Annotated in this window: 23 protein-coding genes; 1 reads left to right on the plus strand and 22 read right to left on the minus strand. The window is 45.9% G+C overall.

What is annotated here, in order from left to right; translation table 11 throughout:
• Positions 1 to 67: 67 nt before the first annotated feature.
• The 8 genes from spoIVA to VSQ61_RS02080 form a co-directional block, all read right to left on the minus strand.
• Positions 68 to 1,549: a stage IV sporulation protein A gene (spoIVA, locus tag VSQ61_RS02045; protein WP_334342763.1), complete on the minus strand. Its 1,482-nt coding sequence runs from the start codon at positions 1,547 to 1,549 to the stop codon at positions 68 to 70.
• Between the two features lie 197 nt (positions 1,550 to 1,746).
• Complete coding sequence (locus tag VSQ61_RS02050; protein ID WP_334342764.1) at positions 1,747 to 2,289, minus strand: phosphoribosyltransferase family protein; 543 nt, start codon at positions 2,287 to 2,289, stop codon at positions 1,747 to 1,749.
• A gap of 83 nt (positions 2,290 to 2,372) precedes the next feature.
• Positions 2,373 to 3,446 carry an NCS2 family permease gene (locus tag VSQ61_RS02055; RefSeq protein WP_334342766.1) on the minus strand — a complete coding sequence of 358 codons (1,074 nt, stop codon included), beginning with the start codon at positions 3,444 to 3,446 and terminating at the stop codon, positions 2,373 to 2,375.
• A 104-nt stretch (positions 3,447 to 3,550) separates the two neighbouring features.
• Entirely contained in the window at positions 3,551 to 5,080 is a 1,530-nt protein-coding gene (locus VSQ61_RS02060; protein ID WP_334342767.1) for a PucR family transcriptional regulator, read from the minus strand.
• 311 nt (positions 5,081 to 5,391) lie between these two features.
• Complete coding sequence (locus VSQ61_RS02065) at positions 5,392 to 6,477, minus strand: ABC transporter permease subunit (RefSeq protein WP_334342768.1); 1,086 nt, start codon at positions 6,475 to 6,477, stop codon at positions 5,392 to 5,394.
• Positions 6,474 to 7,349 (minus strand): ABC transporter ATP-binding protein, encoded by an 876-nt coding sequence (locus VSQ61_RS02070; RefSeq protein WP_334342769.1) that lies wholly within the window; start codon positions 7,347 to 7,349, stop codon positions 6,474 to 6,476. The genes VSQ61_RS02065 and VSQ61_RS02070 overlap by 4 nt, the downstream gene beginning before the upstream one ends.
• Before the next feature lie 30 nt (positions 7,350 to 7,379).
• A complete protein-coding gene (locus VSQ61_RS02075; protein WP_334342770.1) occupies positions 7,380 to 8,168 on the minus strand; it encodes a hypothetical protein in 789 nt (262 codons plus the stop codon).
• A 10-nt stretch (positions 8,169 to 8,178) separates the two neighbouring features.
• Positions 8,179 to 8,709, minus strand: a complete 531-nt coding sequence (locus VSQ61_RS02080; RefSeq protein ID WP_334342771.1) for an RNA polymerase sigma factor — start codon at positions 8,707 to 8,709, stop codon at positions 8,179 to 8,181.
• Between the two features lie 394 nt (positions 8,710 to 9,103).
• Between VSQ61_RS02080 and VSQ61_RS02085 the strand changes: the two genes are divergently transcribed.
• Positions 9,104 to 10,060 (plus strand): DnaJ domain-containing protein, encoded by a 957-nt coding sequence (locus VSQ61_RS02085; RefSeq protein ID WP_334342772.1) that lies wholly within the window; start codon positions 9,104 to 9,106, stop codon positions 10,058 to 10,060.
• Between the two features lie 91 nt (positions 10,061 to 10,151).
• Here VSQ61_RS02085 and VSQ61_RS02090 read toward each other — a convergent pair whose 3' ends face one another.
• The 14 genes from VSQ61_RS02090 to VSQ61_RS02155 form a co-directional block, all read right to left on the minus strand.
• The gene (locus tag VSQ61_RS02090; RefSeq protein ID WP_334342773.1) at positions 10,152 to 11,003 is read right to left on the minus strand and encodes a bifunctional 5,10-methylenetetrahydrofolate dehydrogenase/5,10-methenyltetrahydrofolate cyclohydrolase; all 852 of its coding nucleotides are present in this window, start codon (positions 11,001 to 11,003) and stop codon (positions 10,152 to 10,154) included.
• A gap of 141 nt (positions 11,004 to 11,144) precedes the next feature.
• Positions 11,145 to 11,774: a cyclodeaminase/cyclohydrolase family protein gene (locus VSQ61_RS02095; RefSeq protein WP_334342774.1), complete on the minus strand. Its 630-nt coding sequence runs from the start codon at positions 11,772 to 11,774 to the stop codon at positions 11,145 to 11,147.
• 200 nt (positions 11,775 to 11,974) lie between these two features.
• Entirely contained in the window at positions 11,975 to 13,663 is a 1,689-nt protein-coding gene (locus VSQ61_RS02100) for a formate--tetrahydrofolate ligase (RefSeq protein ID WP_334342775.1), read from the minus strand.
• Positions 13,664 to 14,345: 682 nt separating this feature from the next.
• Positions 14,346 to 15,371, minus strand: coding sequence for a site-specific integrase (locus VSQ61_RS02105; protein WP_334342776.1), 1,026 nt, complete (start codon positions 15,369 to 15,371; stop codon positions 14,346 to 14,348).
• Between the two features lie 32 nt (positions 15,372 to 15,403).
• Entirely contained in the window at positions 15,404 to 15,619 is a 216-nt protein-coding gene (locus tag VSQ61_RS02110) for a hypothetical protein (RefSeq protein WP_334342777.1), read from the minus strand.
• Entirely contained in the window at positions 15,606 to 15,980 is a 375-nt protein-coding gene (locus VSQ61_RS02115) for a HipA domain-containing protein (protein WP_334342778.1), read from the minus strand. Before VSQ61_RS02115 ends, VSQ61_RS02110 begins: the two co-directional genes overlap by 14 nt.
• Positions 15,981 to 16,494: 514 nt before the next feature.
• Positions 16,495 to 18,072 (minus strand): DUF4179 domain-containing protein, encoded by a 1,578-nt coding sequence (locus tag VSQ61_RS02120; protein ID WP_334342779.1) that lies wholly within the window; start codon positions 18,070 to 18,072, stop codon positions 16,495 to 16,497.
• Between the two features lie 18 nt (positions 18,073 to 18,090).
• On the minus strand, positions 18,091 to 18,720 hold the full coding sequence (locus VSQ61_RS02125; protein ID WP_334342780.1) for a sigma-70 family RNA polymerase sigma factor: 630 nt from the start codon (positions 18,718 to 18,720) through the stop codon (positions 18,091 to 18,093).
• Between the two features lie 195 nt (positions 18,721 to 18,915).
• Positions 18,916 to 19,491 carry an RpiB/LacA/LacB family sugar-phosphate isomerase gene (locus VSQ61_RS02130; protein ID WP_334342781.1) on the minus strand — a complete coding sequence of 192 codons (576 nt, stop codon included), beginning with the start codon at positions 19,489 to 19,491 and terminating at the stop codon, positions 18,916 to 18,918.
• 53 nt (positions 19,492 to 19,544) lie between these two features.
• Entirely contained in the window at positions 19,545 to 20,453 is a 909-nt protein-coding gene (locus tag VSQ61_RS02135) for an ABC transporter permease (protein WP_334342782.1), read from the minus strand.
• Positions 20,437 to 21,498 carry an ABC transporter permease gene (locus VSQ61_RS02140; RefSeq protein ID WP_334342783.1) on the minus strand — a complete coding sequence of 354 codons (1,062 nt, stop codon included), beginning with the start codon at positions 21,496 to 21,498 and terminating at the stop codon, positions 20,437 to 20,439. Before VSQ61_RS02140 ends, VSQ61_RS02135 begins: the two co-directional genes overlap by 17 nt.
• Positions 21,473 to 23,065, minus strand: a complete 1,593-nt coding sequence (locus VSQ61_RS02145; protein WP_334342784.1) for an ABC transporter ATP-binding protein — start codon at positions 23,063 to 23,065, stop codon at positions 21,473 to 21,475. Before VSQ61_RS02145 ends, VSQ61_RS02140 begins: the two co-directional genes overlap by 26 nt.
• An 87-nt stretch (positions 23,066 to 23,152) precedes the next feature.
• Positions 23,153 to 24,328: a BMP family ABC transporter substrate-binding protein gene (locus VSQ61_RS02150; RefSeq protein ID WP_334342785.1), complete on the minus strand. Its 1,176-nt coding sequence runs from the start codon at positions 24,326 to 24,328 to the stop codon at positions 23,153 to 23,155.
• 46 nt (positions 24,329 to 24,374) lie between these two features.
• A complete protein-coding gene (locus VSQ61_RS02155) occupies positions 24,375 to 25,322 on the minus strand; it encodes a nucleoside hydrolase (RefSeq protein ID WP_334342786.1) in 948 nt (315 codons plus the stop codon).
• Positions 25,323 to 25,365: the final 43 nt, after the last annotated feature.

Consider the following 25,365-nt stretch of genomic DNA (forward strand, 5'->3'; position numbering starts at 1 on the left):
AAGAGAACCGCCTGGTGTGCCAGCACCCCATTCGGTTCTCTTATTTTCTTCCACGCCCGGCTCATAGCTAGATAATAATACAAACCAATCCGCCGTTGCTGTCGTTTACAATTTTCTGCATGGTTTCCTGCAATTTTACCTGGCTCTCGTCTCCGATCTGATAGATTTTCCCGCGAATTCCATCCTCCACCAGTTCTTCCACCGATTTTCCGAAAATATTTGTGCTCCAAATACTCTCATTCTCTCCGCCGCTGTCTTTTAAGTAAGAAATCAGATCCTTTGCCTGATCCTCGCTTCCCACAATCGGTGCAATCTCTGTCTCTATATTTGCCCGAATCAAATGGATGCTGGGCGCAATGGAGCGAATTTTTACCCCAAATTTATTCCCCTGATGAATCAATTCCGGTTCTTCTAAAGTGATTTCCTCCTGATCCGGCATTACCACGCCATAGCCCTTCTGCCGCACAGAGGTAATAGCCGTAGCTACTTTCTCGTACTCTTTTTTCATCTTGGACAGCTCCCGAATCAGGGACATCAGCTCATATTCTCCCAGAATCTCGCTTCCCGTGAGCTCACTTAAAAGCTCATAGTAATACCGGTCGTCTATCTCCATATTCACTTTGGCCGTTCCGCAGTCCATATGTATCTGATCCAACTTCATCCGATCAATGAATTCACTCTCGGTCTGAAGATTTTCCGGGGTCACATCCCGAATAGTATTCAATTTCTGAGCCAGTTCACGCAGCCTTGCAATCACATCCTGCTTAATTCGATGCTCCATCGGCAGCATTTCCACCCACTTAGGAACATAGCACTCCACCTTCGCCAACGGAAACTCATAGAGAATCTGTTCCAAAATCCGTGTAACATCTTCTTTACGAAGCTGCTCACAATTCACCGGAAGCACAGATACACCATACTTCTCCTCCATCTTAGCCGCCATACCGGAGACCGGATCGCTGTAAGGCTTCTCCGAATTTAAAAGGATCACGAAAGGTTTCCCAAGCTTTTTAAGCTCGCTCACGGTCCGCTCCTCCGGTTCTATGTAATTGTCCCTTGGAATATCCCCAAAAGACCCGTCACAGGTCACTACAATCCCGATGGTGGAATGATCCGTAATAACCTTTTTCGTCCCCAGCTCCGCCGCCTGGGTAAACGGCACCTCATAATCAAACCAGGGCGTCTTCACCATCCGCTCCGCATCATCCTCCATATGTCCCTCAGAGCCGGGCACCATAAAGCCCACACAGTCAATCATCCGTACCTTTACCGCCACATCCCCGGAGATCCGCACCTCTACGGCCTCCTTGGGAATGAATTTTGGCTCCGTAGTCATAATCGTTTTCCCTGCCGCCGACTGGGGCAGCTCATCCCTTGCCCTGGTTCTGGCATTCTCATCCTCAATCCCCGGCAGCACGCACAGATCCATGAACCGTTTAATAAAGGTAGATTTTCCGGTTCGCACCGGGCCCACCACGCCCAGATAGATCTCGCCGCCGGTCCGGGTCTGTATGTCTTTATACAAGTTATATTCGGAACTTTTGTCCATAAAAATACCCCTTCCATATATGCTGTTATAATATATGTGAAGAGGTATCTTTCTATGCCTTCAACAGCACATAGAATCGTCTCACCAAAGCTATAAAATAATCATATGACTAAGATTAAAAGACCATCGTTAATATAAGACAATCCCTTATCATCTATTATTATGGAATGCCAATTCAAAATTTCGCTTCATCCGAATTAAGATACAGGAAACAGCGGAAGTTCCTCCAAATAAATAATATCCTCCCGTTTCGCCGCATCACCTTCAGCTAAAATCGCAGCCCGTGCCTCAATCTTTCCGCCCGCTTTTTCCACCAGACGCTCAATAGCACTTAAAGACTCCCCTGTGGAAATCACATCATCCACAATCGCTGCCCGTCGGCCTCGAAGCAGCATTGCATCCTTCCCGTCCAGACAAAGTGTCTGAACCTTCTGAGTGGTAATAGACACCACCTCATCCGTCAAAGGCTGATCCATATAAGGCTTAATGCTTTTACGTGCCACAATGTAATAGGGCAGCTCCCGCAGACGGCACAGCTCCTGTACCAACGGGATTCCTTTCGCCTCCGCCGTAACAATATAATCCACCTCGGGAAGCTTTTTTTCCAGAAGAGGCGCAGCCTTCGTAACCAGCTCGCAGTCCCCCAGAATCACAAAGCTGGCAATCGCCAAATCCGGAGCAATCCGCATAATAGGAAGCTGACGGGTTACGCCTGCCACCGAGAGTTCATAGTAATTCATTTTCTTCGTCCTCCATCTAAAACATCACATTCTCGTAACTATTCCACCGCTCTAATGCATACCAGTAAAATATACATGCAGTTCTATACACCAATCCCAATACTAAAAAGCATCTTCAAAGCCAGTCCTGCAAGCATACCCACAAAAGGATCCACAGCTGCAGTCACCACAATGGTCACACCGCCCACAATATTATCCCCTGGCGCCGTTCCGGAAAAGGCAACGGCTGCATTAGTTGGCAACGTCACCACTGCGCCAAGAATAAAGAGAAATCCAGCTATGGACTGATTCGGTACAAACCTGCCAATCTTAGGAAGCAGCCCCACAAACAAAATCGCTGCCATAATTGCCATCATCAGCACACCGGCCAGCACCGGATTCGGGGCGCCTGCCGTAGCGGAAATAATCGCCTCCACAGGACCGCCGCCAAAGAGAGAGCTTACCGCATCCGCTAAGCCTGAATAAAGCGTCAGATGGTCAATATTCGCATTTGCTCCGGCAATTCCGCCGGTAATAGAGCCAAAAGCAATATTGCCCCCTATGGTCAGACAGCACAGAGCCAGCGCTCCCCGCAGAATTCTCAAATTGAAAGCAGGCTTTTTAAGCTCCAGTCCGCCCATCTCCTCCGTCATGCCTCCCCCAATATCCTGCCCTGCGACCCATGCCGTTATAGAAGAAACAATGAGAGAAATAACAATGGTATAAACCAGATTCTGACCAAAGAAAAAATACACTTCCGCTGCCGTAGCCAGAGAGATGCAGCCCACCAGTACATTTTCCTTAATCATGCTGAAAGAAACCTTTGCAAGCATAATCCCTACGCCTGCCATCATTGCATTGACAATTACGTCCCCTGCAAACTCCGTAATCACGCCAAGCAATCCGCATGCGCCCAAAATCAGCATGGCAACGCCTGCATAAAATACCATGGACAGCCGTTCCCTCATATTCCTTCCCATAGTTCCGGCTAAGGTAATTGTCTCCGCCTGAAAAGAAATAGGGGCCACTGACCCCAGCGCCGCACATGCTACCGCACCAATAACAAATCCAAATGCCGTAGGCACCGAAGCAAATCCAAATGAGATTGCCAGCAAGCCCTGCGGAATGCCGTTCAGCACCACGCCGATAGCTGCCAATAAATCCTGAATAATTTCCATGTTAACTCCCTCCTTGTCCTGCTGCTTATCTTCGACTTATTCTAGCACGAACAGACAAGAATTACAATATTGTGCCAAAAAAGAAATGAATTTCAGGCTCTCCTTTATGAAGGTCCTTCCAGCTCCATCATCCGAAACGTCATCATCACATACAGAAGCGTATCATAATCATCCAGCTCCAGGTGAATCAGTTCCTTAATCTTCTCCATTCGGTAAAGAAATGTACTCCTGTGAATATAAAGCTGCTTTGCCGTCTGCACCGCATTCAAATGATTCTTCACATAAAGCATTAAGGTATTGTAATAATCCGTATTATGGTCCTCGTCAAAGGTTTTAAGGCTCAATATCTTCTGAGAGCATACCAATTCCTTAGGCAGCTCTCCCTTACTCTGTTCCAGGAGATAGTCAAGGGCAATCTCATCAAATCGGTGAATCCAGCGAAAAGGCGCCCGCCGGTTCCCCACCTCCAGGGCAACCGCCGCCTGACGGTAATAATAATGAATCGCCTCAAATCCGGTAAATTCATTGCTAAGCCCCGCCTTCAAAAAACTATCCCGCAGAAAATAGACAATTTTATCCATCGCATCATCAATCCCCCCGCCAAACCGGGTGAGATTTACAAAAATGGTAATATTGTTTTCATATTGGAAAGCACAGGAATTGCCAAGCATATTTTCAATATGGCTGCAGATAAAACGAACCGTCATATTTTCCAGATCAAGGGCCGCCACCTTCAAGTTAATGCAAAAATAGCGATGCTCCGGCATCCAGCCAAACTCCGAGAACCACTGCCTTGTTACCTCATCATCCTGCCCAGGATTCAGCAGAATGTCGGAAAGAATCCGATCCAGACGGTAGCCCATATCTGTCTGCAGGGTCAACTGCTTGGACAAAGCCATTTTAATGTAACCGGTAAGATGTTCCAAAAGCGCACCGTCATAAGCCTCAAAACGCCGCAAGCTCTCCACCATAGTAACACGATAAGCAAATCGATCATGCTCAAAAATATTTACACAAAGACTTTTAGAGCCTGTAATATAATCCGGGAAAAAATAGGACCCTTTCTTTTTTATCAAGTTTTGCTGCTGCTCCGTATCACGGCATTCACCGCTGTACTCAAAGATTGCATCCGGATCCACAAGACCCGATAGTTCCGAACGGGTATCAATCACGCTGGAATAGCCTATCACAAAATAATCGGCGGAATTTACAATCACCGGATTGCGAAATATTCGAAAGCTTTCATCCAGCATTTCCTGAATATTTCCCTCCTGATTGGCCAGCTCGCAGAGCCGTTCATCCCACCCGCTGTAATACTCAAACAATCGCTGAATCTCATTGAATAATACGAAAGGCGAAGTGTCATCCACAAGCTGAAATACCTGTCCGTTTCTTCCTGTATTTTGGGTGCGCACCTTTCCAATACAAAAAAGAACCGCATCTTCCGGCACTATCAAATCCTGCTCCGAAACCTGCTCCTGAGAACAAATATAGATTTTGTGACTTAGCATATCATTTCCATCACAATAAAATAAAACCTGCTCCAGGTGCAATTCATCGGATAATGCTTTCTTATTCTGAAGGGTAAATTTGGACTTAAGCTTGTGAGCCAAAATAGAGGTACTGAGTTTCATAGTGTGATAGCCTCCCGTATCTTTTGGAGCAAACTTTTAGCCATTTAGAGAGGGGGAACGTGCCGTCCCCTCTCCAGGCTCAAGAAGATATTTAGCAGCTTGCACCTTCATACAAATTGTATGAAAAATGCGAAGGAAAGTCAACTATGCCTCTATTCTGTTTTCGAAAATATTTTGATTGTAAAACATATTTTTACATTACCGAAGTGATCACTTCGAAAATTGATATTATATCTAGTATAACAAAAATCACAAAAAGATCAATACCTTTGTCTCTAATTGATTGATTTTGACCGCCAATTGTCATTTTTTTATGACACCTGATGCTTTGCAAAGATTTTACGAGCATAGACAAAAACCGCCGCCGTCATCACCAGGGCAAAGGCTGCTACCACCCACACATAGGAAACTTGGACGCCGCCCGAAAGGGAAAGCTTCGGAATTGCCAGGGGCGCTTCTGATAAAAATCCCCAGATAGGATTCAGGCTTAAAAGCTGCGGCGGAACCCCCATCTGCCCAAACATAGCCGGGATTGCATAGCAGGCCAGAGCTGCAATCACTGTCGCAAAGGAAGATCTGCATAACACGGAAAGGAGCAGCACAAAAGCTGTCAGAATCAAAGAGCAGCCTATCCAGAGGACCAGGCAATAACCTGCCGCCCCCATATTGGTCAAAAAATAAGGGACGTTAGCAAATGTCCAATGATTATTAAGCTGCACGCTGGCCCCGCTGCCGTCAAGTCCGAAATCTCTCCAATATACAAAGCTCTGAATCAAAAGCCAGACTCCCACAATCAGCAGAGTAAAAAGATAGGAGGCAATAATTTTTGCCCAAGCACACTTGCGCTTTCCATGCCGGGAGGTAAGAATCAGCGCATCCGTTCCTCTGGTGTATTCCTCGGAAAAAACCGGTGACAGGGAAATCACCAGTAAAAAGCCTATAAATACCATCATATATTGTCCTGTTTCCAGAAAATTCAGCCAGCCTTCGCTGTAACCCAATATCATAGGCCTTTTATCCTGGTAATCAGGAAAGACCGACAAAATATCCGTGCCGTCATAGGTTTCGTCCCCTTCTCCCCATTTGCCGGACACAGTGTTATAAACATTATTTACCATCCACCAGAGTTCGACTTCTTCCTTAGGACGATAGGTTTCCAGAATCTCATCTACCTTTTCCCCAGTCAATATGCCTTCATACCGGGCCGCAATCTCCTTGTCATACTCTACTGCCTCCCGACCCTCCAGATAACCTCCGTCCGGTTTAAGGACCTTCTGTGCTCCCGCCCCTCTGCCTATACACATAGCGGCGCCCATAATGATAATAAATGCAATGGCCGCATAAACGATTTTTTTATTAAATATTTTTTCAAATTCAAACCGGATCATCCAAATCATGGTCTGTTTTCCTCCTCGCTGAAATAGTAAAGATACAGATCCTCCAGGGTAGGATCCGTTTCCACGGCCCCCTCACAGGGGCAGGTATCGGAGATTATGCGTAAGACGGTCTGCTCCCCTGTATTTTTCAGATTCCCCACATTGTATCGTTTTATATAGTGTTCAGCGTCTTTAGAATCCACTTTACATTCCCAAACCAGCCCTTTTGCTTCCTGTGTCACTACTTCCGGAGCTCCCCGATGAATCAGCCTGCCATCCTTCATGACCAGAATCTCATCTGCAATATACTCCACATCGGATACAATATGGGTGGACAAAATGACAATCTTATCCTTGGAAAAGGAACTGATAAGGTTCCGGAAGCGGACACGCTCTTTGGGGTCCAGGCCGGCTGTGGGTTCATCCAGTATGAGAATTTCCGGTTCATTTAACATGGCCTGAGCAATTCCCAAACGCTGCTTCATGCCGCCGGAAAAGGTTTTGATCTTCCGCTTTTTCTGGTCTGCCAGCCCCACCATATCCAGAAGATAGAGGGAGCGGACCGCTGCCTGCTCTTTTCCCATTCCTTTCAGGGATGCAATGTACAGCAAGAATTTGTAGGCCGTAAATTCCGGATAGTAGCCGAAATTCTGGGGGAGATAGCCTAAGCGATCCCGATATTCCTCTCCCATTTCCCGGATGTTCTGCCCGTTGCAGAGTATTTCTCCGGAGGTTGGCTCCTGAATATCGCATATCATGCGCATTAAGGTGGTCTTGCCTGCCCCGTTTGCTCCCAGAAGCCCGTAAACTCCGCATTTCAATTCCAAATCTATTCTGTCTACCGCTAACTTTTGTTTATACTGCTTGGTCAGCCGGTCTAACCTTAATTCCATATTCTAACCTCCTGTTTAAATCCCATAATCCTAAGCTTCGCAGCACTCCGCTTCCGCTCCTTTTAGAAACCGTATGCAGCACAGTGCCAGCAGTCCTACACATGCAAGCAGGATGAGCGCCAATGCAAGCGGGTCCGCAAGTCTTAGCATCAACTCCGGATTATACGGAATGCCCTCAAGTAACATCATCCACAAAAAAGTCATCAGTACCGCAGCACCAAGGAGAGCTGTGCCCTGAAAGCGCCGCCGGAACCGGGCCATCAGATACAGGTACACGCAATCCGAAAGTATCTGCGGAATGAAAAAGAAAAACAGCAGCTCCCATGTCCGTATTCCTGCTCCGATTCCCATAATCGCCACACCGCATGCAACAAGAGAATCCACGATTCCGAAAATCAACAGCCGCATCCCCATAAGCTGCCGCAGATTATAGCGGCATGCCTGCTCCAGCTCCCACATATTCTGCCGGTAGCTTCGCATAATTTCCGTAAAACCCACGATTCCGATGATTGGGGCGCAGAGCAACAGACTTAACAGAGTTTCTTCTTTTTCTCTTACCTGGAATCCCCATCCTATGAACAAAACCAGCGCTGCCTGGAGCAGCCATGCGGCCGGAGAGAGATACGCTGCCTGCTCCAAAACACGTTGTACATAGGGCTTTCTCGAACGCACATGAAGCCGTTTTCTCTCCATGCGCAACAGCTCCAGAGTATGCCGCTTCCTCTCTTCATCTATGTCTGGTTGCTCCGCATTTTTAAAAAAGTCCCGGAGTTTTTCATCCTGCCTCCTGTCCATTACATTCTCTGTGTTTTTTTTCAACGCTGACCTCCTATTCCAGTTTCGCAATTCGTCCAACAGTGTCTTTCAGCTTATCCATTCCCTGTTTCATCCGTGATTTCACCGTTGACATCGGAACATTGGTTATCTGTGCAATCTCCCTGAGCTTGAAGTCATAAAAAAAATGCAGGATTATTACATCCTTCTGTGCCGGTGAAAGCACTTGAAGAGCCCGCAATACCTCATCGGACAGTTCCACCCTCTTAAGCTCCGGATCATCCCATGTAATGGTATCAAGGAGCTCATCTCCTGCAAGCTGCACGGAATTTTTCCGGAACCAGTCCGTGCAGACATTTCCTGCAATCCGGTACAGATATGCTTTGAACTTTTTCTGTTCCACATAGGTGTCCAGATACCGCAGAAGATTTAGAAAGGTCTCCTGTGTGCAGTCATAGGCTGCCTCCCGATCCCCGATCTTGTAATAACAGAACCGATAGATTCCATCATAATGGCTCTCAATCAAAACATCCAGAAGCTCTGTCTCACCTTGTTTGATTCTCTTTATCAGATCGCTGTCCTTCAATTTATGTCCTCTTCCTCATGAAGCACTTTCAAAAATCCGCCTGTGATGTATTTTCAAAAGTATTCTCATGTAAAACGTCTTACACATACTATAACGAAAAAAAAGCAGAAAAAGATTTAAGAAATTATAAATCTTTTCCCACTTTCATATATCTTTCATTTTTTAATGACTGCTCCATGTATGTTCATCTAAAAACCTTTGCAGCGAAAGTTATCCTAAGGGGTACCAAGCAGGGCTTGGTGGATTCCTTAGGATCTAGGGCAGTCCCTCTATCCTCAAACTTGTACAGAATTAAAAAATATGATACTATTTGAAATATTAAATCCCATTTAACCGCATCCCCAAAGAGCTCTGTGCTGGCTCCACGGTTCTTTTTGACAGGAGAACAAATTCATTGAAAAACTATTATGAAATATTAGGCGTAAAGCGAGACGCCGCTTCAGAAGAAATCAAACATGCCTATCGCAATCTGGTAAAAAAGTTTCATCCGGATGCCAATAATCATTCGGAGGAAGCCAAAGAACAATTTCAGGCAATTTCGGAAGCTTATCAGGTTTTGTCTAATGAGGAAAGCCGGAAGCAATACGATTCCTGGGGTCATACTGCTTACCGCAAATATGCCGGTCACGCAGGCAGATATACATGGCAGGAGGATGAGGACTACAGCCGAGAGAACGGCCACTGCGGCGCCTGCCAGACCCCAAAAGACGATAATGAGGATGAGCCGCCTCCCCACAGTATACGTGTGGCAGTTAAAATGTCCTACCAGGAAATATTCACCGGGGCTGTAAAATCTGTAGAAATTCCTTTGCAGGAGCCGTGCAGTTCCTGCAAAGGTGAATCAAATGCGGCTTCCGGGAAATGCCATGCATGCCACGGGAGAGGCTATGTAGAACGAAAACAGAAAGTTAAAGTCCGTATTCCTGCCAGAACCTATGAAAGATGTTTTTATCCCCTGGCCGATATACTTTATGAAGAGGAAGAAAACATCTTTCCGGAAAATATCATAATCATTGTTCTTCTAAAGGAACAAAAAGGATTTGAACGGAAAAATTATCATCTCTATTCCGTACGGCAGGTCAGTTATATGGCTATGGCGCTGGGAGGAGAAATTGAAATTCCCACCATTGAGGGTACGGCAAAATACCACCTGGAACCGGGAACCAGAAACGGCGCCCGCATCCGTCTGGCCGGTCAGGGCCTGTGGATGCCGCCAAAGATTGGAAACCGTGGCGATCTGTATATAACGTTGCAGGTGGAAGTTCCCAAGAAGTTAAATGCCCGGCAAAAAGCTGCCTTGCAGGCTTTTTGGGATACGATGCAGGAGGATGTTGGCACCTCAACTCAGTAACGATATTATGGGAATAAAAGGGGTCCGGAATCCTCCAATTAAATTCGGAGCATTCCGGACCCTCTTCATTTCTAAATATTTTGTTTTCTACTTATAAATATTTCCTCTTAGCCGCTTCTACCACATGGCCTACCAGCACAGAGGTTGTTACGCTTCCAACACCGCCCGGTACTGGAGTGATGGCTTCTACGATAGGCTCTACCTCTGCATAAGCCACGTCGCCGCAGAGCTTGCCTTCCTCATTTACATTGATTCCCACATCAATAACAGTCTGGCCAGGAGATACATACTCCTTACCTACCACGCCTGCACGGCCGGCTGCCACAATCAGGATCTCTGCTTCACGGGTTACGCTGGGCATGTCCTTGGTTCTGGTATGGCAGATGGTTACGGTTGCATTCTTCTTAATAAGCATCATAGCTGCCGGCTTTCCTACTACCAGAGAACGGCCGATTACCACTGCTTTCTTGCCTGTACAGTCGATTCCGTAGTGATCCAGAATCTCCATGCAAGCCTGAGGTGTACAGGGCGGGAACCCGATCTGCTTTCCGGTAAATACTCCTGTCAGGGATGCATCTGTCTGGCAGTCTACATCCTTCTCTGCGGAGAGTGCATTCTCAACTACGGTCTGATCAATATGCTTGGGCAGTGGACGGAACATCAGTACGCCATGAATGTTGTCGTCGTTATTCACTTCCTCAATAACCTTCAGAAGCTCATCCTGCGTTACATCGGCAGGAAGCAGGTATTTTTTAAACTCTACACCCAGAGTTTCGCAGCGCTTGGTTGCACCTCTCTCATAGGAAAGGTCATCGGGACGCTCGCCTACACGGATGATACCAAGGGTAGGATTAACGCCCTTTGCCTTTAATGCTTCTACGTCTGCCTTGATTCTCTCATTTAAGGCAGCAGTAACTTCTTTTCCTAATAATTGCTTAGCCATTTTCTAATCTCCTATTCATTCCAGTCCCGTAATATTCTTTCAGTACACCTCTATATAAATCAATTCCCAGCCACAAGAACATGTGTCTGTAAATTGATTTGTGCACTGAAAGAATATTACTGTTCTTTAGGTACTGTAATATTATCTCAGTCTTCCATTCACGCTTGCAAATACATCATCCGCAATCTTTGTATATTTCTCGATCATAGCGTCTGCCTTTGCGTTCAGTTCCGCCGCATACTCCTTGTCGGCCATGGACTTGGTGTTGATAAATACATTCAGGGATGCCCCCAAAAGAGCTGCCTTACAAAATGCCACACCTACGCCTGCATCGCTGATAGCCAGTGCGGATCCCTTTGCTGCAAACTCTACAATCAGATCAATGGCTTCACAGCACTTCTCCATAATCTCCATAGGAACGGAGCAGGCATCCTTCAGAACAATGGCCATAACACGAGCCTTCTCTGCCTTCTCCTCCTCGGTCTCTCTGGGCATCCCGTAAGCCTTGGACAAGGGCTCGAATACCTCTGCGTCCCTGTCAATCAGATGCAGGAAATCTGCCTGAAGAGCCGCAGCCTTTTCCTTTAAAGCGTACATTTCTTCCTCTACGTCCGCATATTTCTTCTTTCCTACGGTAAGGCTTCCTACCATGTTCCCAAGAGCCGTACCTACTGCCGCTACCAGTGCGGAAGCCCCGCCGCCGCCCGGTACGGGAGCCTTGGAAGCCAGAACCTCTACAAATTCATCGCATTTGCTGGTTGAAAATCCCATAATTTATCTCCTATTCCAGTTCCGCAAGCCTTTATTCGTACACCTCTATAAAAAGAAATTCCATCACAAAAGCGCGTGCCTGTAATTCTTTCTGTGCATAAATAAAGCTCTGCTGTTTTTTGCTTTACCCACAAGCAGGAAGGGCCTAAGGGTCCTTCCCGACTGTGTTTTTATTAGGTTTATAATGTAATTATCTTAATTTAGAACAGACCGGAGATCTTTCCTGTCTCATCCACATCGATACGCTCTGCAGCCGGAACCTTGGGCAGACCAGGCATAGTCATGATCTCGCCGGTCAGGGCTACGATAAAGCCTGCACCTGCGGAAATCTTCAGGTTGCGCACAGTAACCTCGAAATCCTTGGGAGCGCCAAGCTTTGTCTGATCGTCTGTCAGACTGTACTGTGTCTTTGCCACACAGATGGGGCAATTGCCGAATCCAAGCGCCTCAAGCTCCTTAGCCTGCTTCTGAGCATTGGCTGTCAGAACCGCACGGGAACCGCCGTAGATCTTCTGAACGATTGCATTTAACTTATCCTCAATGCTGGTACCCTCAAGCTCATAGGAATATGTGAAATCATTGGGCTCTTCTACCAGACGAATCACTTCCTCAGCCAGCTTCACGCCGCCTTCGCCGCCCTTTGCCCATACTTCAGACAGAGCTACATTTACGCCAAGCTCCTTGCACTTGCTCTCTACCAGATCGAGCTCAGCCTTGGTGTCTGTTGGGAATGCATTGATAGCAACTACGCAGGGCAGCTTGTATACATCCTTGATATTGCTTACATGCTTCAACAGGTTCGGAAGTCCCTTCTCCAGAGCCTCCAGGTTCTCGTTGTTGAGGTCTGCCTTGGGAACGCCGCCGTTGTACTTAAGAGCACGTACCGTAGCTACGATAACAACTGCGTTGGGCTTAAGACCTGCCATACGACACTTGATATCCAGGAACTTTTCAGCACCAAGATCCGCACCGAAGCCTGCCTCTGTAATGGTGTAATCAGCCAGCTTCATAGCCATCTTGGTAGCTGTTACGGAGTTGCAGCCATGAGCGATATTTGCGAAAGGTCCGCCGTGAACAATAGCCGGTACATGCTCTAAGGTCTGTACCAGGTTGGGCTTTAACGCATCCTTAAGAAGAGCTGCCATAGCGCCCTGTGCATTCAGATCGCCGGCGGTAACGGGCTTCTGCTCGGAAGCCTTTCCATATGTATATCCGATGATGATTCTTGCAAGTCTTTCCTTTAAATCTGTGATGTCATTTGCCAGACACAGAACTGCCATGATCTCGGAAGCAACGGTGATGTCGTAGCCGTCCTCTCTGGGCATTCCGTTGGTCTTTCCACCGAGGCCGTCCACTACGTTACGAAGCTGACGGTCGTTCATGTCCACACATCTTCTCCAGGTAATCTTTCTGGGGTCAATGTTCAGTGCGTTGCCCTGGAAAATATGATTGTCAATCATAGCTGCCAGCAGATTGTTTGCTGCGCCGATTGCGTGGAAGTCACCGGTAAAGTGAAGGTTGATGTCCTCCATGGGAACAACCTGTGCATAGCCGCCGCCAGCTGCTCCGCCCTTTACACCGAATACAGGTCCAAGAGAGGGCTCACGAAGAGCTACCATAACTTTCTTTCCAAGCTTCTGCATACCGTCTGCCAGACCTACGGTTGTAGTGGTCTTGCCTTCTCCTGCCGGTGTGGGGTTGATTGCCGTTACCAGAATCAGCTTTCCATCCTCCGCATTGGTCTCTTTCAGCAGGTTGTAGTCGATCTTTGCTTTGTACTTTCCGTACTGCTCCAGATACTTGTCGTCAATTCCTGCCTTTGCCGCAATCTCTGTGATCGGCTGCATGACTGTCTCCTGTGCAATTTCGATGTCTGTTTTGAATCCCATTTCAAACGTCTCCTTTCTTTGATCCACCCGTATTTTTTCGGGTATAAAGGGATACCCGAAGGGTGTTTCTTTGAACTACCCTTGTTTTTTTGGTATAGTAGTATACCCGAAGGGTATTTCTTTCAGATCCACCCTTGGCTTTTCGGACATAGAAGTATATGCCCCAGAGCACCTTCTCTTTGCCTTGCAGGCAAATGCACCTTGCCTGTAGGGTGTTTCTTTGCTAGGTGTTATTTTGTAGATAATTTAACAATCCATGACGCACTGTATTTATCTACCTTGTCTCCATTATATTCCACGGAAAAACATCCGACAATCATACAAACTGTCGGATGTTTCTGCTCGTCTTTACCGTATAAATGTAAACTTTTCCTATTACAAATTGTTAAAGCAATTATATGCTTTGACTATATTACCCAAAATCTCTGACATGTATCTTAGAAAGAGCGACTATGAATGCTCTGTTCAAAGCACCCCTCTCTTATTTTGGCATGCTTCCTCTTTTTCATTATTATACATCCTACAAAGTGTTTATATTTCCTCTGTACTCAAAGAAACCAACTGATTTTTTCCACACTTAACCAATCCAAGCTCTGTCTGCAGGAATGAAACCGGCATGGTGCTGCAAGGAAGAAAAAACCAGTCCCACAGGTGTAACAGAGGGGACTGGCAATCATTCATTTTACAGATACTTTTTAGAATCCTCCGGGCTGAGGTTATATTGCTCCTGAATATTAGCCAGGATTGTCTGCTGCGGAACACCTAAATTTTTTAAAATAGATAATTTCGCATTAATCGTCTCTTCTACATCCACATCTGTCAGCAAATATTTTGAGACATCCTCTATTTTCTGTGTTTCGAAGCCTGTGAGTATTTTTATCTCTCCAATTGTCAGGCCTTTTTCTATCAAGGCCGCAACTCCCTGCAGTGCTACGGAGGTGGGGGTAAAATTAGGTATATCAAATCTTTTCATCCTTCCCTTTAAAGTCCCCAATATACTGTCCGGCGTTAACGAAATTCCATTACTCTTTGTAAATAAATGCACTCTGCTTTGATACTTATGCAAAGTACAATACCTATCCAAGTCCAAAAATATATCTTCCCTTAAATGAATGGAAATACTGCCTTCTTCTTCAAAATTAATCAAAAGAGTTCCTTTTTTTCGGTCAAAATCATCTAATTTTAAATTTATAATAATCTTTTCTTTAAATCCATAATTTGTTAAAAGCCGGTAAATAACGGACTGTCCAAACTGATAAAAATTATTTTTATTCAAAAGTTTTATCTGCTCTTCCACAATCTTTAATTCATTTTTTCCATCAAAGGGAAGATAAATCTTTTGTTCCAATTCCTCATTTAAGCCAATGCAGATTCGATGAATGACTTCCTTTCTTCGGCACCCATCCTCCAAATGAGAATTTACAATTTTTTTATTTTTCAGATATTTGAAGAATTGGTCTATGGCTGTCAAAAACCGTTGGATTGCTTCCAGAGAAGTCGCTTTTCTGCTGTTTTTAAAATATTGGATGCAAGCCATTTCTATATCAGATATTGTGATTGTCTCCTCCAGCAGTTTCCTTAAGGAATATTCGGAGAATTTAGAGCAATATTCTAAAAAACTGTTATAGCAGGATCTGTAATTCGGCCGTCCCTCCTTAATAGTCTCATAATAAATATCCAATTCATGCTTTAAATCCTCATTCATCATCCTGCAATCCTTTCACAAACTTTTTCTTTTAATCAAAGAATTCCATATTTTTTAAAAATAAGATTTAAATCCTCTCTGCTGATTTTTCCTGCCAGATAGTATGATTTAACACTTGCCTCCACTGCTTCAAACAAAGTGTCAAACATAAACCAGTCGTCTGCCTCATAGTATTCCTGCAATTCCTGAAAATCTCGCTGTAAACCGGAGGGCAGATCCGGCCGCAATTGAATCTCTTTATCCACATACATAACTGCACCGCCTCTTTCGCATAAGCCTTTGATGCACCGGAACGAATATTTTTTCGTATCTTTCTTTTACCATTACAGAGTAAAACTGCTTCTGCACCTTTGACAGCACCGGAATATCTTCTATTATTTCATAAATTTGAGATATGCAATCTCCTATCCTTGGTGTAAGCCTTAAAACCGCTTCACAGCATTCCCTATATTCCATTCCTTCTACGAGCTGATACGGATTTATTTTCTTACCATGCAATTCGTAAATACATCTTCTGGCCTTATGTGTTTCCGCCTCCAATTTTTTCTCATCTTCCAGTACTGCCTGCATCTTAACATCATCCCATTTACTGTTAAGGCACTTCAAATTCATAAAGTCTATCCCCATTCTTCAAAAAATCCTCACAGGCTACAACAATTTTATCGTTTCGAATTCCCAGAATTGTGCTATGCACAGGTATCCCGAGCAGCTCATATATTTTTGAACCAATATACTCACACACCGGACTATTGGAATAACTGAGATTGATATTTTTCATATGCTGTTCTTTTAAGTTGCCGGGAAATTTTAAAAGATAATCTTTTCCCCCGCAGGAAATCCCCATCTTTCTCCCTGCTGTCCCTCCGTACATCCTCTGATTCTGACCTTAATTTATGGCAGTACGGCGCATGCAGATATACTATGTGTTACTATAACGCATCTATTATACCAATAAAATTTTAATTCCATTTGCATTTTACTATATAGGGTGAAATAAGTCAACCTATAAAAAACGACAGTGGAGAAATGTGAACCTCAAAATCACATTTCCCCACCATTTTGAATCACCTATTTTTATCCGGACTATCCATCTATGCTATACCGCAGACTACAATACATCCCGCAACTATAGCTTTATCTCCGTCCCATTTACAATGACGCTTTCAATCTCATCCAGCTCCACCACGCTTTTCCAGATAATCCTGCAGGGAGATACGCCCTTGTCATCAGTGTCCCAGCTCATGGCGCTCCATCCCACCTGGCTTCCATTCTTAAGCTTCAGAGAGACATCCTCAAACTCTGCCTTCTCATCCGACAATGTGTCGTATTCCACAATAGCAGACACGGGCGAAATCTGAACTTTTTTGATTTCCATATTTCCAACCGCAGTCTTTTCCTGCAATTCCCAGGTTTTCATGGTGTCCTCATAGTCCACGGTAAAGCTCAAAGTCCACTCACCGCCGAACAATTCCTCATAGGAGCCGTCGCCGCCCAAGGCAAAGACCGCATTTTTCACCTTGCTCTCCCCGATATCGTTAAAGCAATAACGACAGGAAAGGTAATCGTCCCCCACAATATCCGCCTGGCCCTCCATGCCCGGGAAATAGTCCTCCTCTGCGCCATTTCCAATAGCTGCGGCTCCTGCACTGTCATCAAGCACCTGTCCGGTACGGCGGTCTACCACAATCAGTCTCTTCTGATCCAGAAGATCCCAGTCAAATTCTCCTCCAAAATCCAGATTGACAATGAGATTATCCTCATACTGCCCTTTATAGATACCCATATTGGAAATACGTGCTTCCGGGTATTTGGAGGAAAAGGCAATCCGCTTATCGGTTTTTTCCACCATAAAGCTCTCATGAGCATTCACATTTCCTTCGGCATCCTCCTCGGTGCTGTAACTGTTTACTATCAAACCGGCATTTTCCCTGGCTTCCCGAATCTTAAGAGGCTCAAATTCCTGCATCAGCTCCCAGATGGTTTTGTCCATGCCCAAATCAATGATCTCATTGCTCTCTGCCATCAGGTTCCGCAAAGACATCTTGATCTCCTTGCACTTCATGTCATTCTCAAACATCTCCGACATCAAAAAGGTTGCCCTGCCTGGCACGCTGCCATCGTCAATCCGTTCCAGTCCGCAATAAATCCGGTTCAGCTCACCGCCTCCGATGCCCTCGCCCTCAAGCATAACTTCCTCAAACCGGTAAGACTGCACGCTGCCCTTCTGCTCTGTGGTAAAAGGACTTCCGTCCATCGTCTCCACATCCAGGGCCGCATAAAGGACATTCCCGTCCCCCACTGTTCCCCGCAGAGTCAGCTTAAGGCCGTTCCCGGTGGTCTCCTCATGAATCACATTTCCCGCACTTGCAAGAAAGTCATTTCCCGCCTCCAGGGGCACCGCCGGCGCCTGATTTCCACCCTCCTGGGCGGCCACCTCTTTTTTAAAGAAGCCCTGAAAAATATCATTGAAATCAAAGGCTGCCGCTGCCGTCATAGATACACACAGAATCATCACTGCCGCACAAGCCGCAATCAGCCTGGGCCTTACATGCCTGTTACGTCTGCTGCGTTTCGTCTGCTTTCGTCCTCTATCTTCCATTTTCATATTATTCTCCTCTTCCAGAACTGCATAAAGCAAAGAGTCGTGCAGCTCCTTAGAAGGCTCAATCCCCGAAAATGCATTCTTATATCCTTTTATACTCATGCTCGCACTCCTCCTTTTCTAAAATCTGATACAGGTTTCCTTTTGCCCCACTACCGACAATCTTCCCGTTCCTTTGGAATTCTGGCTCCTGCCTCCCGGCCTGTCAGCGCCGGAGTGCCTCTCGTGAATCACCTTCACCGTTTTAGAATCCCCGGCCGCCTCCGCATCCAGCACCTCACGAAGCTGCTCCCTTCCCCGGCTGAGGCGTGTGGTAATCGTAGTCACCTTTTCCTCCAAAATCTTCGCTATCTCTTTCACCGTATAGCCCTCATAGTAGAAAAGATGTATCACCGTCCGATACTTTACCGGAAGATCCATCACCGCATAGAAAAGTTCACTCCGCTCTTCCATCTCATAGCTGTCCTCCTGGCCCAAAGTCCGTTCTTCCAGAGCCATAGTCCGTTTGACCCATCCCGACAGAAAATAACTCTTGCAACAGTTAATGGTCGTTCGGATAAACCAGGCTTTCTCATGCTCCTCGCTTTCAAACTCCGGTTTTTTCCGGAAAAACCGCAGGAAGACCTCCTGATAAATGTCGTCGGTATCCTGCCTATTCTTCATATAGGAATAAGCCAGCTTATATACCGTTTTTTCATATTTTAAAATCAGAGCTTCAATCTGCTGCTTCCGTTGTGTGTCCCGATTCATATGCTCCTCCTTCCAGGCCTGTACCTATTATACTTTCAAAGAACTGCATATGTCACAAAAATACAAAATATTTTATAAAAAACAGACAGCCCCAGAATAAGCCCACAGAAATGGAAAAGTCTGTAGGCTTATTTTGCGGCTGCCATCCGTCCCCTAAACCAAAATTTATTTTAACCTGTCTCCATCAAAAAAGAATCAAGAATTCACCTCCGGATTATCCATCAACTCCAAGGGATAATCCCCCAAACGCTCCACCTCAAACCCATTAGCCTTAAATTTCTCATAATCAAATGCATCCAGCTCATCAATAGCCAGCTTATGGAATTCATAGAAATTCGGCCACCATTCATATCCCTCTCCCAGGCTGTGAGACAGATATGCATCCGCAATGTCCTTGCCCATCTGGGGCGCCACATAAAAGGCTCCCATAGCCAGCACATTTACCCCATTGCCTGTAATAGCCCGCAGAGCGGCCGGAACACTCTCTACAACACCTGCATGCACCCCAGGACACTTGCTTGCCGCAATATGAATTCCCATACCGGTCCCGCAGAAAATCAGCGCACGTTCAAACTCTCCCTCGGAAATCTTTGCTCCAACCTTCAATCCGATGCGGTGGAACATCTCTTTCTCCTCATCATCCTCCGAACGAACACCGATATCCGTCACAGTCCATCCCTTTTTCTTCAAATGCTCCACCACTGCTTCCTTTAAAGGAAACCCTGCAAAATCCGCACCTACCAAAATCTGTTTGTCTTTCACTGTTTTCATGTTTACTCTTCTCCTTTCCCGCACATGCTTTTTGTGCCTTTGCTCTATCATTTTCATTTCTTCTTCTTTTCCTGTGCCGCATATACCGCCAGCGCAAAAATCGTAAATACATAGGGCATCAGTCTGGTAAGTTCACTTGGCAGATTAAAAAGCTGTAAATTATTACCCAAAGCATCCGCCAAACCAAAGAACAGGGTACTCAACATAGAAAGCCCTGGCGTTCCATGCCCCATTGCCTCTGCCGCCAAAGCAATAAATCCTCTTCCAGCTACCATGTCTTTCGTAAACATGGACACATAAGCCATAGACATAAATGCGCCTCCAAGGCCTGAGATTGCTCCGGAAATCAAAAGTGCCTCCAAACGAATCTTCTTTACGGAAATACCTGCTGTTTCCACAGAATCACTGTTCTCTCCCGCTGCACGTATATAAGTGCCCAGCCTTGTTCTCTTCAAAAATACAGAAATCACTGCCACCAGTAAAAATGCCACATAGGTCAAAACGCTGTGTCCTGACAAAACATCTCCCACCACCGGAATCCCATCGATAATCGGAATTGTTATATTGGGAACTGTTCCGCTGGAAAGCCCCGTTGACACTCCTTTATCTCCCGTTAACAAATATAAAATAAAAATCGTCAGTCCGCTGGACATCAAATTCAAAGCAATTCCCGTAAGCACAATATCTGTCTCCATCTTCAAATGGAAAAAGGAAATCAAAGCCGAAAACACAATTCCTGCCAGAATAGCCGCACCAACCCCCAGCCAAACATTCCCCAGATACGCACTGCCCACCACACCCATCAGAGCCGAAAACAGCATAGTGCCCTCAATTCCGATATTCAGCACGCCGGCCCTGTCAGAGATCAGCGCTGCCATGGTCGCAAACAAGAGAGGCGTGGAAAGCCGAATCACCGAATGCAGAAAATCTGCTGAGAAAATAATATCAAGAAGCAGTTTCATTTGCAAGCGCCTCCTTTATAATATTCTTCTGTTTCAGGCCCTTAAGCAATGCCTCTGCTGTAATCAGCATAATCATAATGGACTGAATTACCGTAATCAATTCTTTTGGCACATCCGTATTGGATGCCATAGATGAGGCTCCCACACGGAGGTAGGAAAGGAAAATTGCGGCCAGCGGCACATATTGAGGCTTGTTTCTGGCCAAAATTGCCAGTATTACGCCATCCCAGCCATAGCCGGGCAGAGATGTCCACTGAAAACGTTCATACATTCCCAAAAGCTCCACAGAACCGCCGATTCCAGCTGTCATTCCACCTAAAATCTGGGAAATAACAATAATTCCGCCCACCTTCATTCCTGTATATTTTGCGAATACCGGATTCTGCCCATAGACCCGGATCCGATATCCCAGGCTAGTCTTAAATACCAGAAGATAGCACAGAATAATAAAGATAACTGCAATAAAAAGTCCACCATGTACAGCTGTCCCTGATATGATTTTTCCCAGCTTTGCTGATGCCGGCAATTTTTCCGATGCCAACGCTCCAAAACTCTGGTCCCGTAGAAAATTATTCAAAAGATACAGTCCCAGGTACAGCGAAATATAATTCAGCATCAGGGACGACACCATCTCACTGGCATCCAGCTTTGCCTTTAAAAGGGCCGGAATCAGGCAAAGCGCTGCTCCAACTATTCCACCTGCTAAAATAGGGAAAAGCACTCCCAGAATCCCAGGCATAGAAACTCTTGTAGCTGCCCAGGCCGCTGCAATGGCCCCCAGGAAAAAGGAACCCTCCGCACACATATTGAACATAGATGCCTGAAACATAATACACACTGCCAGTCCCGTAAAGCAGATGGGGATCGCTGTGGTAAAAATAGATCCAATCAGACGCTTTGACTGCAAAGGCCCCAGAAGCAGAGAGAAAATCGCCTGCCCGGGCGCTTCACTTACAAAAGCAATAATCACCAGTGCAATCCCAAGAGAAATGATGATTGCCAGTGCAGTAGTCGCCGAGCTAAACAACAGATTTTTCTTCTTCATGGTAAGCCTCCTTAATCTCCTCCGGCTGCTGTCTGTGAACACCCAACATATAGGTTCCCAGTTCTTTCTCCGATACCTCCCGGGGCTTTTTGATATATGCTGAAAATTCCCCGTCATACATGACAAGAATTGTATCCGAGAGTTTATACAACTCCTCCAAATCCGCTGACACTAACAAAACCCCACAATTTTCATCCCGCCTGCGTATCAGTTCCTCATGAATAAACTTTGCCGCACCTACATCTATGCCCCGGGTCGGCTGTTCGGCAATGATCAATCTGGCGTCCTGAGTAAACTCACGTGCCACAACTACCTTCTGCATATTTCCGCCGGAAAGCATCTCAACCTCTGTATCCGGCGAATCGCATTTAATCAGATATTCCTTAATCAGTCCTCTTGAAAGCTCCATAGCTTTCTGATCACTCAGCAGACAACCCTTATAAAGTTCTTTCATCTTAAGCTTTGTTGCAATCAGGTTCTCCCGAATGGACATTGTAACGGACAGTCCTGTAGTCATCCGATCACTGGGAATGTAAGTCATCCCCAATTCCCGTCTCTCCTGTATGGATGCCTTATTAACATTGCGGCCGCAGAACTCCACGTCACCCCCGTCAATCTTTCGCATACCGGCAATCATCTGGATTAACTCATCCTGACCGTTTCCCTCTACGCCTGCAATTCCCACAATCTCGCCTGCCCGAACCGTAAAGCTTAACTTCTCCACCACTTTCTTCTTATTGACATCCAGGGCTTCCAGATTCCGGACTTTCAGAATCACCTCTTTTGGATCTGCCTCCTTTTTATTTAACTCCTTGGTATAGCTGCTGCCTACCATCATAGAGGAAATTTCCTGCTCTGTTACTTCCTCCGTCAGAAGCGTATCCACCATACGCCCCTTTCGCATAATGCTGATGCGATCCGAAAGTTCCTTGACCTCCCGCAGTTTATGGGAGATAAAAATAACGGTAAAGCCCTGCTTTTTCAACTGCTTCAGCTGCCGGAAAAGTTCCTCCGTCTCCTGAGGCGTCAGAACTGCCGTGGGCTCATCCAATATCAATACTTTTGCGCCCCGGTACATAGCTTTCACAATCTCTACTTTCTGCTTGGTTCCCACCGGCAGCCTGCCAACCGGCGTATTCAGATCATCTTTCAGTTCAAAGATCCCGCAGAATTCCGCCACCTTTGCAACTGCTGCCTTTTTGTCAATCATCCCCTTTTTGACAGGCTCATATCCCAGGGCAACATTCTCTGTAATTGTCAGAGAATCCACCAGTTTGAAATGCTGATGTACCATGCCGATTCCCAGGGCCATGGCATCCTGAGGCGAATGAAAGGCCACAGGTTTTCCCCATATCCGAATTTCTCCCTGATCTGGCTTTTCCATGCCAAACAGTACTTTCATCAGCGTACTTTTACCGGCTCCATTTTCTCCCACCAGAGCATGGATCTCACCTTCTGCCACGGAAAAGCTGATATTCTTGTTTGCATAAACCCCATTTCCATATACCTTGGAAATATTCTCAAGTTCCAGGATGGGCGATAGATTATTTTTTATTTTCTCACTCATATCTGCTTCCGGCGGTCTCCTTTGTTCTCCATGGAAACCGGCCCTTTACTAATAGTTCAAGGAGGGCAGCAGCCCTCCTTGATTCTCCTACGGTGCTACGCTGTCCTTTACCTCCTTGATTTCATCATCTGTCATGGTAAACGCAGAATTTACTTTAATCTCACCAGACTGAATCTTTCCTTGCAGCTCTTCGATTTTCGCTTTCATCTCGTCTGTTGCAATTCCGTCATATACCTCATTGACAGCCAGACCTACCGCATTCTCTTCCATGCCAAGGGATTCTTCCTGTCCATAAGGAAGCTCACCTGCAATGTGTCTCTTTACAGAGAGCAGCAGCACCTGATCAATATTCTTCATAACAGAGGTTGCAATTACCTTGGATTGTTCCGGCTGGCTCTCTGCCAGCGCCATGGCCTGATCCGCATCTACACCAATCGCATACTTCTGCGCTTCGCCTGCCGCCTCAATCATACCAAGTCCTGCCTGGGCAGCCACATTGAATGCCACACAGGAGCCCAGGCCAAACTGTGCCTTTGCCAGATCCTTTGCTTTCGCTGTATCATCAAAATTGCCAATATAGGAAATGGAAACCTTTGTATCCGGAACCGTATCCACTGCTCCCTGGATATAGCCCATGATAAAGTCATTCAGTACAGGGATATCAAGAGCCGCCACTACGCTAATGATCTTTTGGCCGTTGCTTAGGGGCAGTGAATCGTCTGCGGCAATCATAGCCGCCAAAGCTCCTGCCAGATAGGAAGCCTCATTCTGCTTGAAAGAAATGGAATATACATTACTGTAATCTGCATTGTCATAGGACACAGTGGAATCAAAAATAATGTATTTCTTATCCGGATATTCCAGTGCTACTTTCTCCAAAACCTCCTGCATCTGGAAAGTTCCTACAATAATAATGTCCCAGTCCTGATCGGACACCTCATAGAGTGTCGTCTCCCAAACGGTATTATCAAAGCCCATCTCAATCACGTTGGTCTCGCATCCCAATTCATCCTTAATCAGCTTCATTCCTGCATTGGCAGAGTCAAAGAATGATTTGTCTCCCAGATTGCCATTTAGCAGGCAGGCAACCTTCGGAAGTTCCGTATTCGCTTCTTTGTCCGTCGCTTCCTCCGCTGCAGATTCCTCACCCTGCTCTTCCGTCTGGGAATCCGGGGCTGTCTGAGGATCCTCTTTCTTTCCGCATCCGGACAATGCCCCTGCCATCATACACACCGAAAGCATTAAAGCCAGTAACCTTTTCATAGTATTTTTCCTCCTTTACTATGTATTCTTCATTTATTAAGTTCCTTTACTTTGAATGATACGGTTTCTTCATATGCTCCTGTATCATTTTAACAAATAACTTCTGATCCACCTTGGTAGAAATATAGCAGTTTGGCTCATTTCCTGTAATTCCCCACAGATCCGCCACCGTCTCTCCAAGAGTCAGAGGATCATTGACCGAGATATCCAGAAATGTCTTCTGGTATTCAATCAGATTCTCATCTATCAAAACGCCCACACAGAGCGCATCATGGACGGGGCAGGCCTTAAACCCAAAGTGCTTTACATGAGTGGATGCAAAGAAGTCCAAAAGCCGTGCCACAATATCACTCACTTTATCCCCTTGAGCACGCAGCGCCTCTATATCCTCCTCATAAAAAACCGCTTTCATAGAAATATCCAATGTATTAAGATAGATATTGCAGCCGCTGGCAAATACAATCTTTGCCGCTTCCGGATCTACATAAATGTTGAACTCCGCAGCAGAAGTAATATTGCCCGGATCCATGACTGCCCCTCCCATGATTATGATCCGGTCAATCTTCTCCTTGATATCAGGCGCTTTGATTAGAGCCATTGCAATATTGGTCAGCGGACCGGTGGGAATCAATGTAATCTTCTCATCACTTTCCCGAAGCGTACGGATAATAAAGTCCACTCCGTGCTCCTCTTTCACCGGAGTAATCGGTTCCGGAATTTTGGGCCCGCCAAGACCATCCTCTCCGTGGATAATAGCACCAGTCAGCCGATACAGAGAACGCATCATGGGTTTATCACATCCCGGATAGACATCCACATCTGTAACGCCTGCATAGTCCAGTATCTTTCTGGCATTTTTGGTTGTGTTCTCCAGTTCACTGTTTCCGGCCACTGTTGTAACACCCAGAATCTTCAAATCATCCGAACGGGAAGCAAGCAGCAGCGCAATCGCATCATCATGCCCCGGATCACAATCCATAATTATTTTTCTCATAGTTACCTCCTGGTAAAATGTTTATAGTGAACCGAAAAGCTGC

Origin of the sequence: Candidatus Merdisoma sp. JLR.KK006 (genome assembly GCF_036941035.1) — a bacterium.
Lineage (GTDB): Bacteria > Bacillota > Clostridia > Lachnospirales > Lachnospiraceae > Laedolimicola.

Coding starts and splice junctions, on each gene's coding strand:
- VSQ61_RS02050 (WP_334342764.1), bottom strand. CDS start 2,289: ATGAATTACTATGAACTCTCGGTGGCAGGCGTAACCCGTCAGCTTCCT.
- VSQ61_RS02120 (WP_334342779.1), bottom strand. CDS start 18,072: ATGAGTATAAAAGGATATAAGAATGCATTTTCGGGGATTGAGCCTTCT.
- VSQ61_RS02070 (WP_334342769.1), bottom strand. CDS start 7,349: ATGGAATTAAGGTTAGACCGGCTGACCAAGCAGTATAAACAAAAGTTA.
- VSQ61_RS02060 (WP_334342767.1), bottom strand. CDS start 5,080: ATGAAACTCAGTACCTCTATTTTGGCTCACAAGCTTAAGTCCAAATTT.
- VSQ61_RS02145 (WP_334342784.1), bottom strand. CDS start 23,065: ATGAGTGAGAAAATAAAAAATAATCTATCGCCCATCCTGGAACTTGAG.
- VSQ61_RS02140 (WP_334342783.1), bottom strand. CDS start 21,498: ATGAAGAAGAAAAATCTGTTGTTTAGCTCGGCGACTACTGCACTGGCA.
- VSQ61_RS02095 (WP_334342774.1), bottom strand. CDS start 11,774: ATGGGATTTTCAACCAGCAAATGCGATGAATTTGTAGAGGTTCTGGCT.
- spoIVA (WP_334342763.1), bottom strand. CDS start 1,549: ATGGACAAAAGTTCCGAATATAACTTGTATAAAGACATACAGACCCGG.
- VSQ61_RS02130 (WP_334342781.1), bottom strand. CDS start 19,491: ATGAAAACAGTGAAAGACAAACAGATTTTGGTAGGTGCGGATTTTGCA.
- VSQ61_RS02105 (WP_334342776.1), bottom strand. CDS start 15,371: ATGATGAATGAGGATTTAAAGCATGAATTGGATATTTATTATGAGACT.
- VSQ61_RS02115 (WP_334342778.1), bottom strand. CDS start 15,980: ATGAATTTGAAGTGCCTTAACAGTAAATGGGATGATGTTAAGATGCAG.
- VSQ61_RS02110 (WP_334342777.1), bottom strand. CDS start 15,619: ATGTATGTGGATAAAGAGATTCAATTGCGGCCGGATCTGCCCTCCGGT.
- VSQ61_RS02155 (WP_334342786.1), bottom strand. CDS start 25,322: ATGAGAAAAATAATTATGGATTGTGATCCGGGGCATGATGATGCGATT.
- VSQ61_RS02150 (WP_334342785.1), bottom strand. CDS start 24,328: ATGAAAAGGTTACTGGCTTTAATGCTTTCGGTGTGTATGATGGCAGGG.
- VSQ61_RS02065 (WP_334342768.1), bottom strand. CDS start 6,477: ATGATTTGGATGATCCGGTTTGAATTTGAAAAAATATTTAATAAAAAA.
- VSQ61_RS02055 (WP_334342766.1), bottom strand. CDS start 3,446: ATGGAAATTATTCAGGATTTATTGGCAGCTATCGGCGTGGTGCTGAAC.
- VSQ61_RS02090 (WP_334342773.1), bottom strand. CDS start 11,003: ATGGCTAAGCAATTATTAGGAAAAGAAGTTACTGCTGCCTTAAATGAG.
- VSQ61_RS02125 (WP_334342780.1), bottom strand. CDS start 18,720: ATGAATCGGGACACACAACGGAAGCAGCAGATTGAAGCTCTGATTTTA.
- VSQ61_RS02100 (WP_334342775.1), bottom strand. CDS start 13,663: ATGGGATTCAAAACAGACATCGAAATTGCACAGGAGACAGTCATGCAG.
- VSQ61_RS02135 (WP_334342782.1), bottom strand. CDS start 20,453: ATGAAACTGCTTCTTGATATTATTTTCTCAGCAGATTTTCTGCATTCG.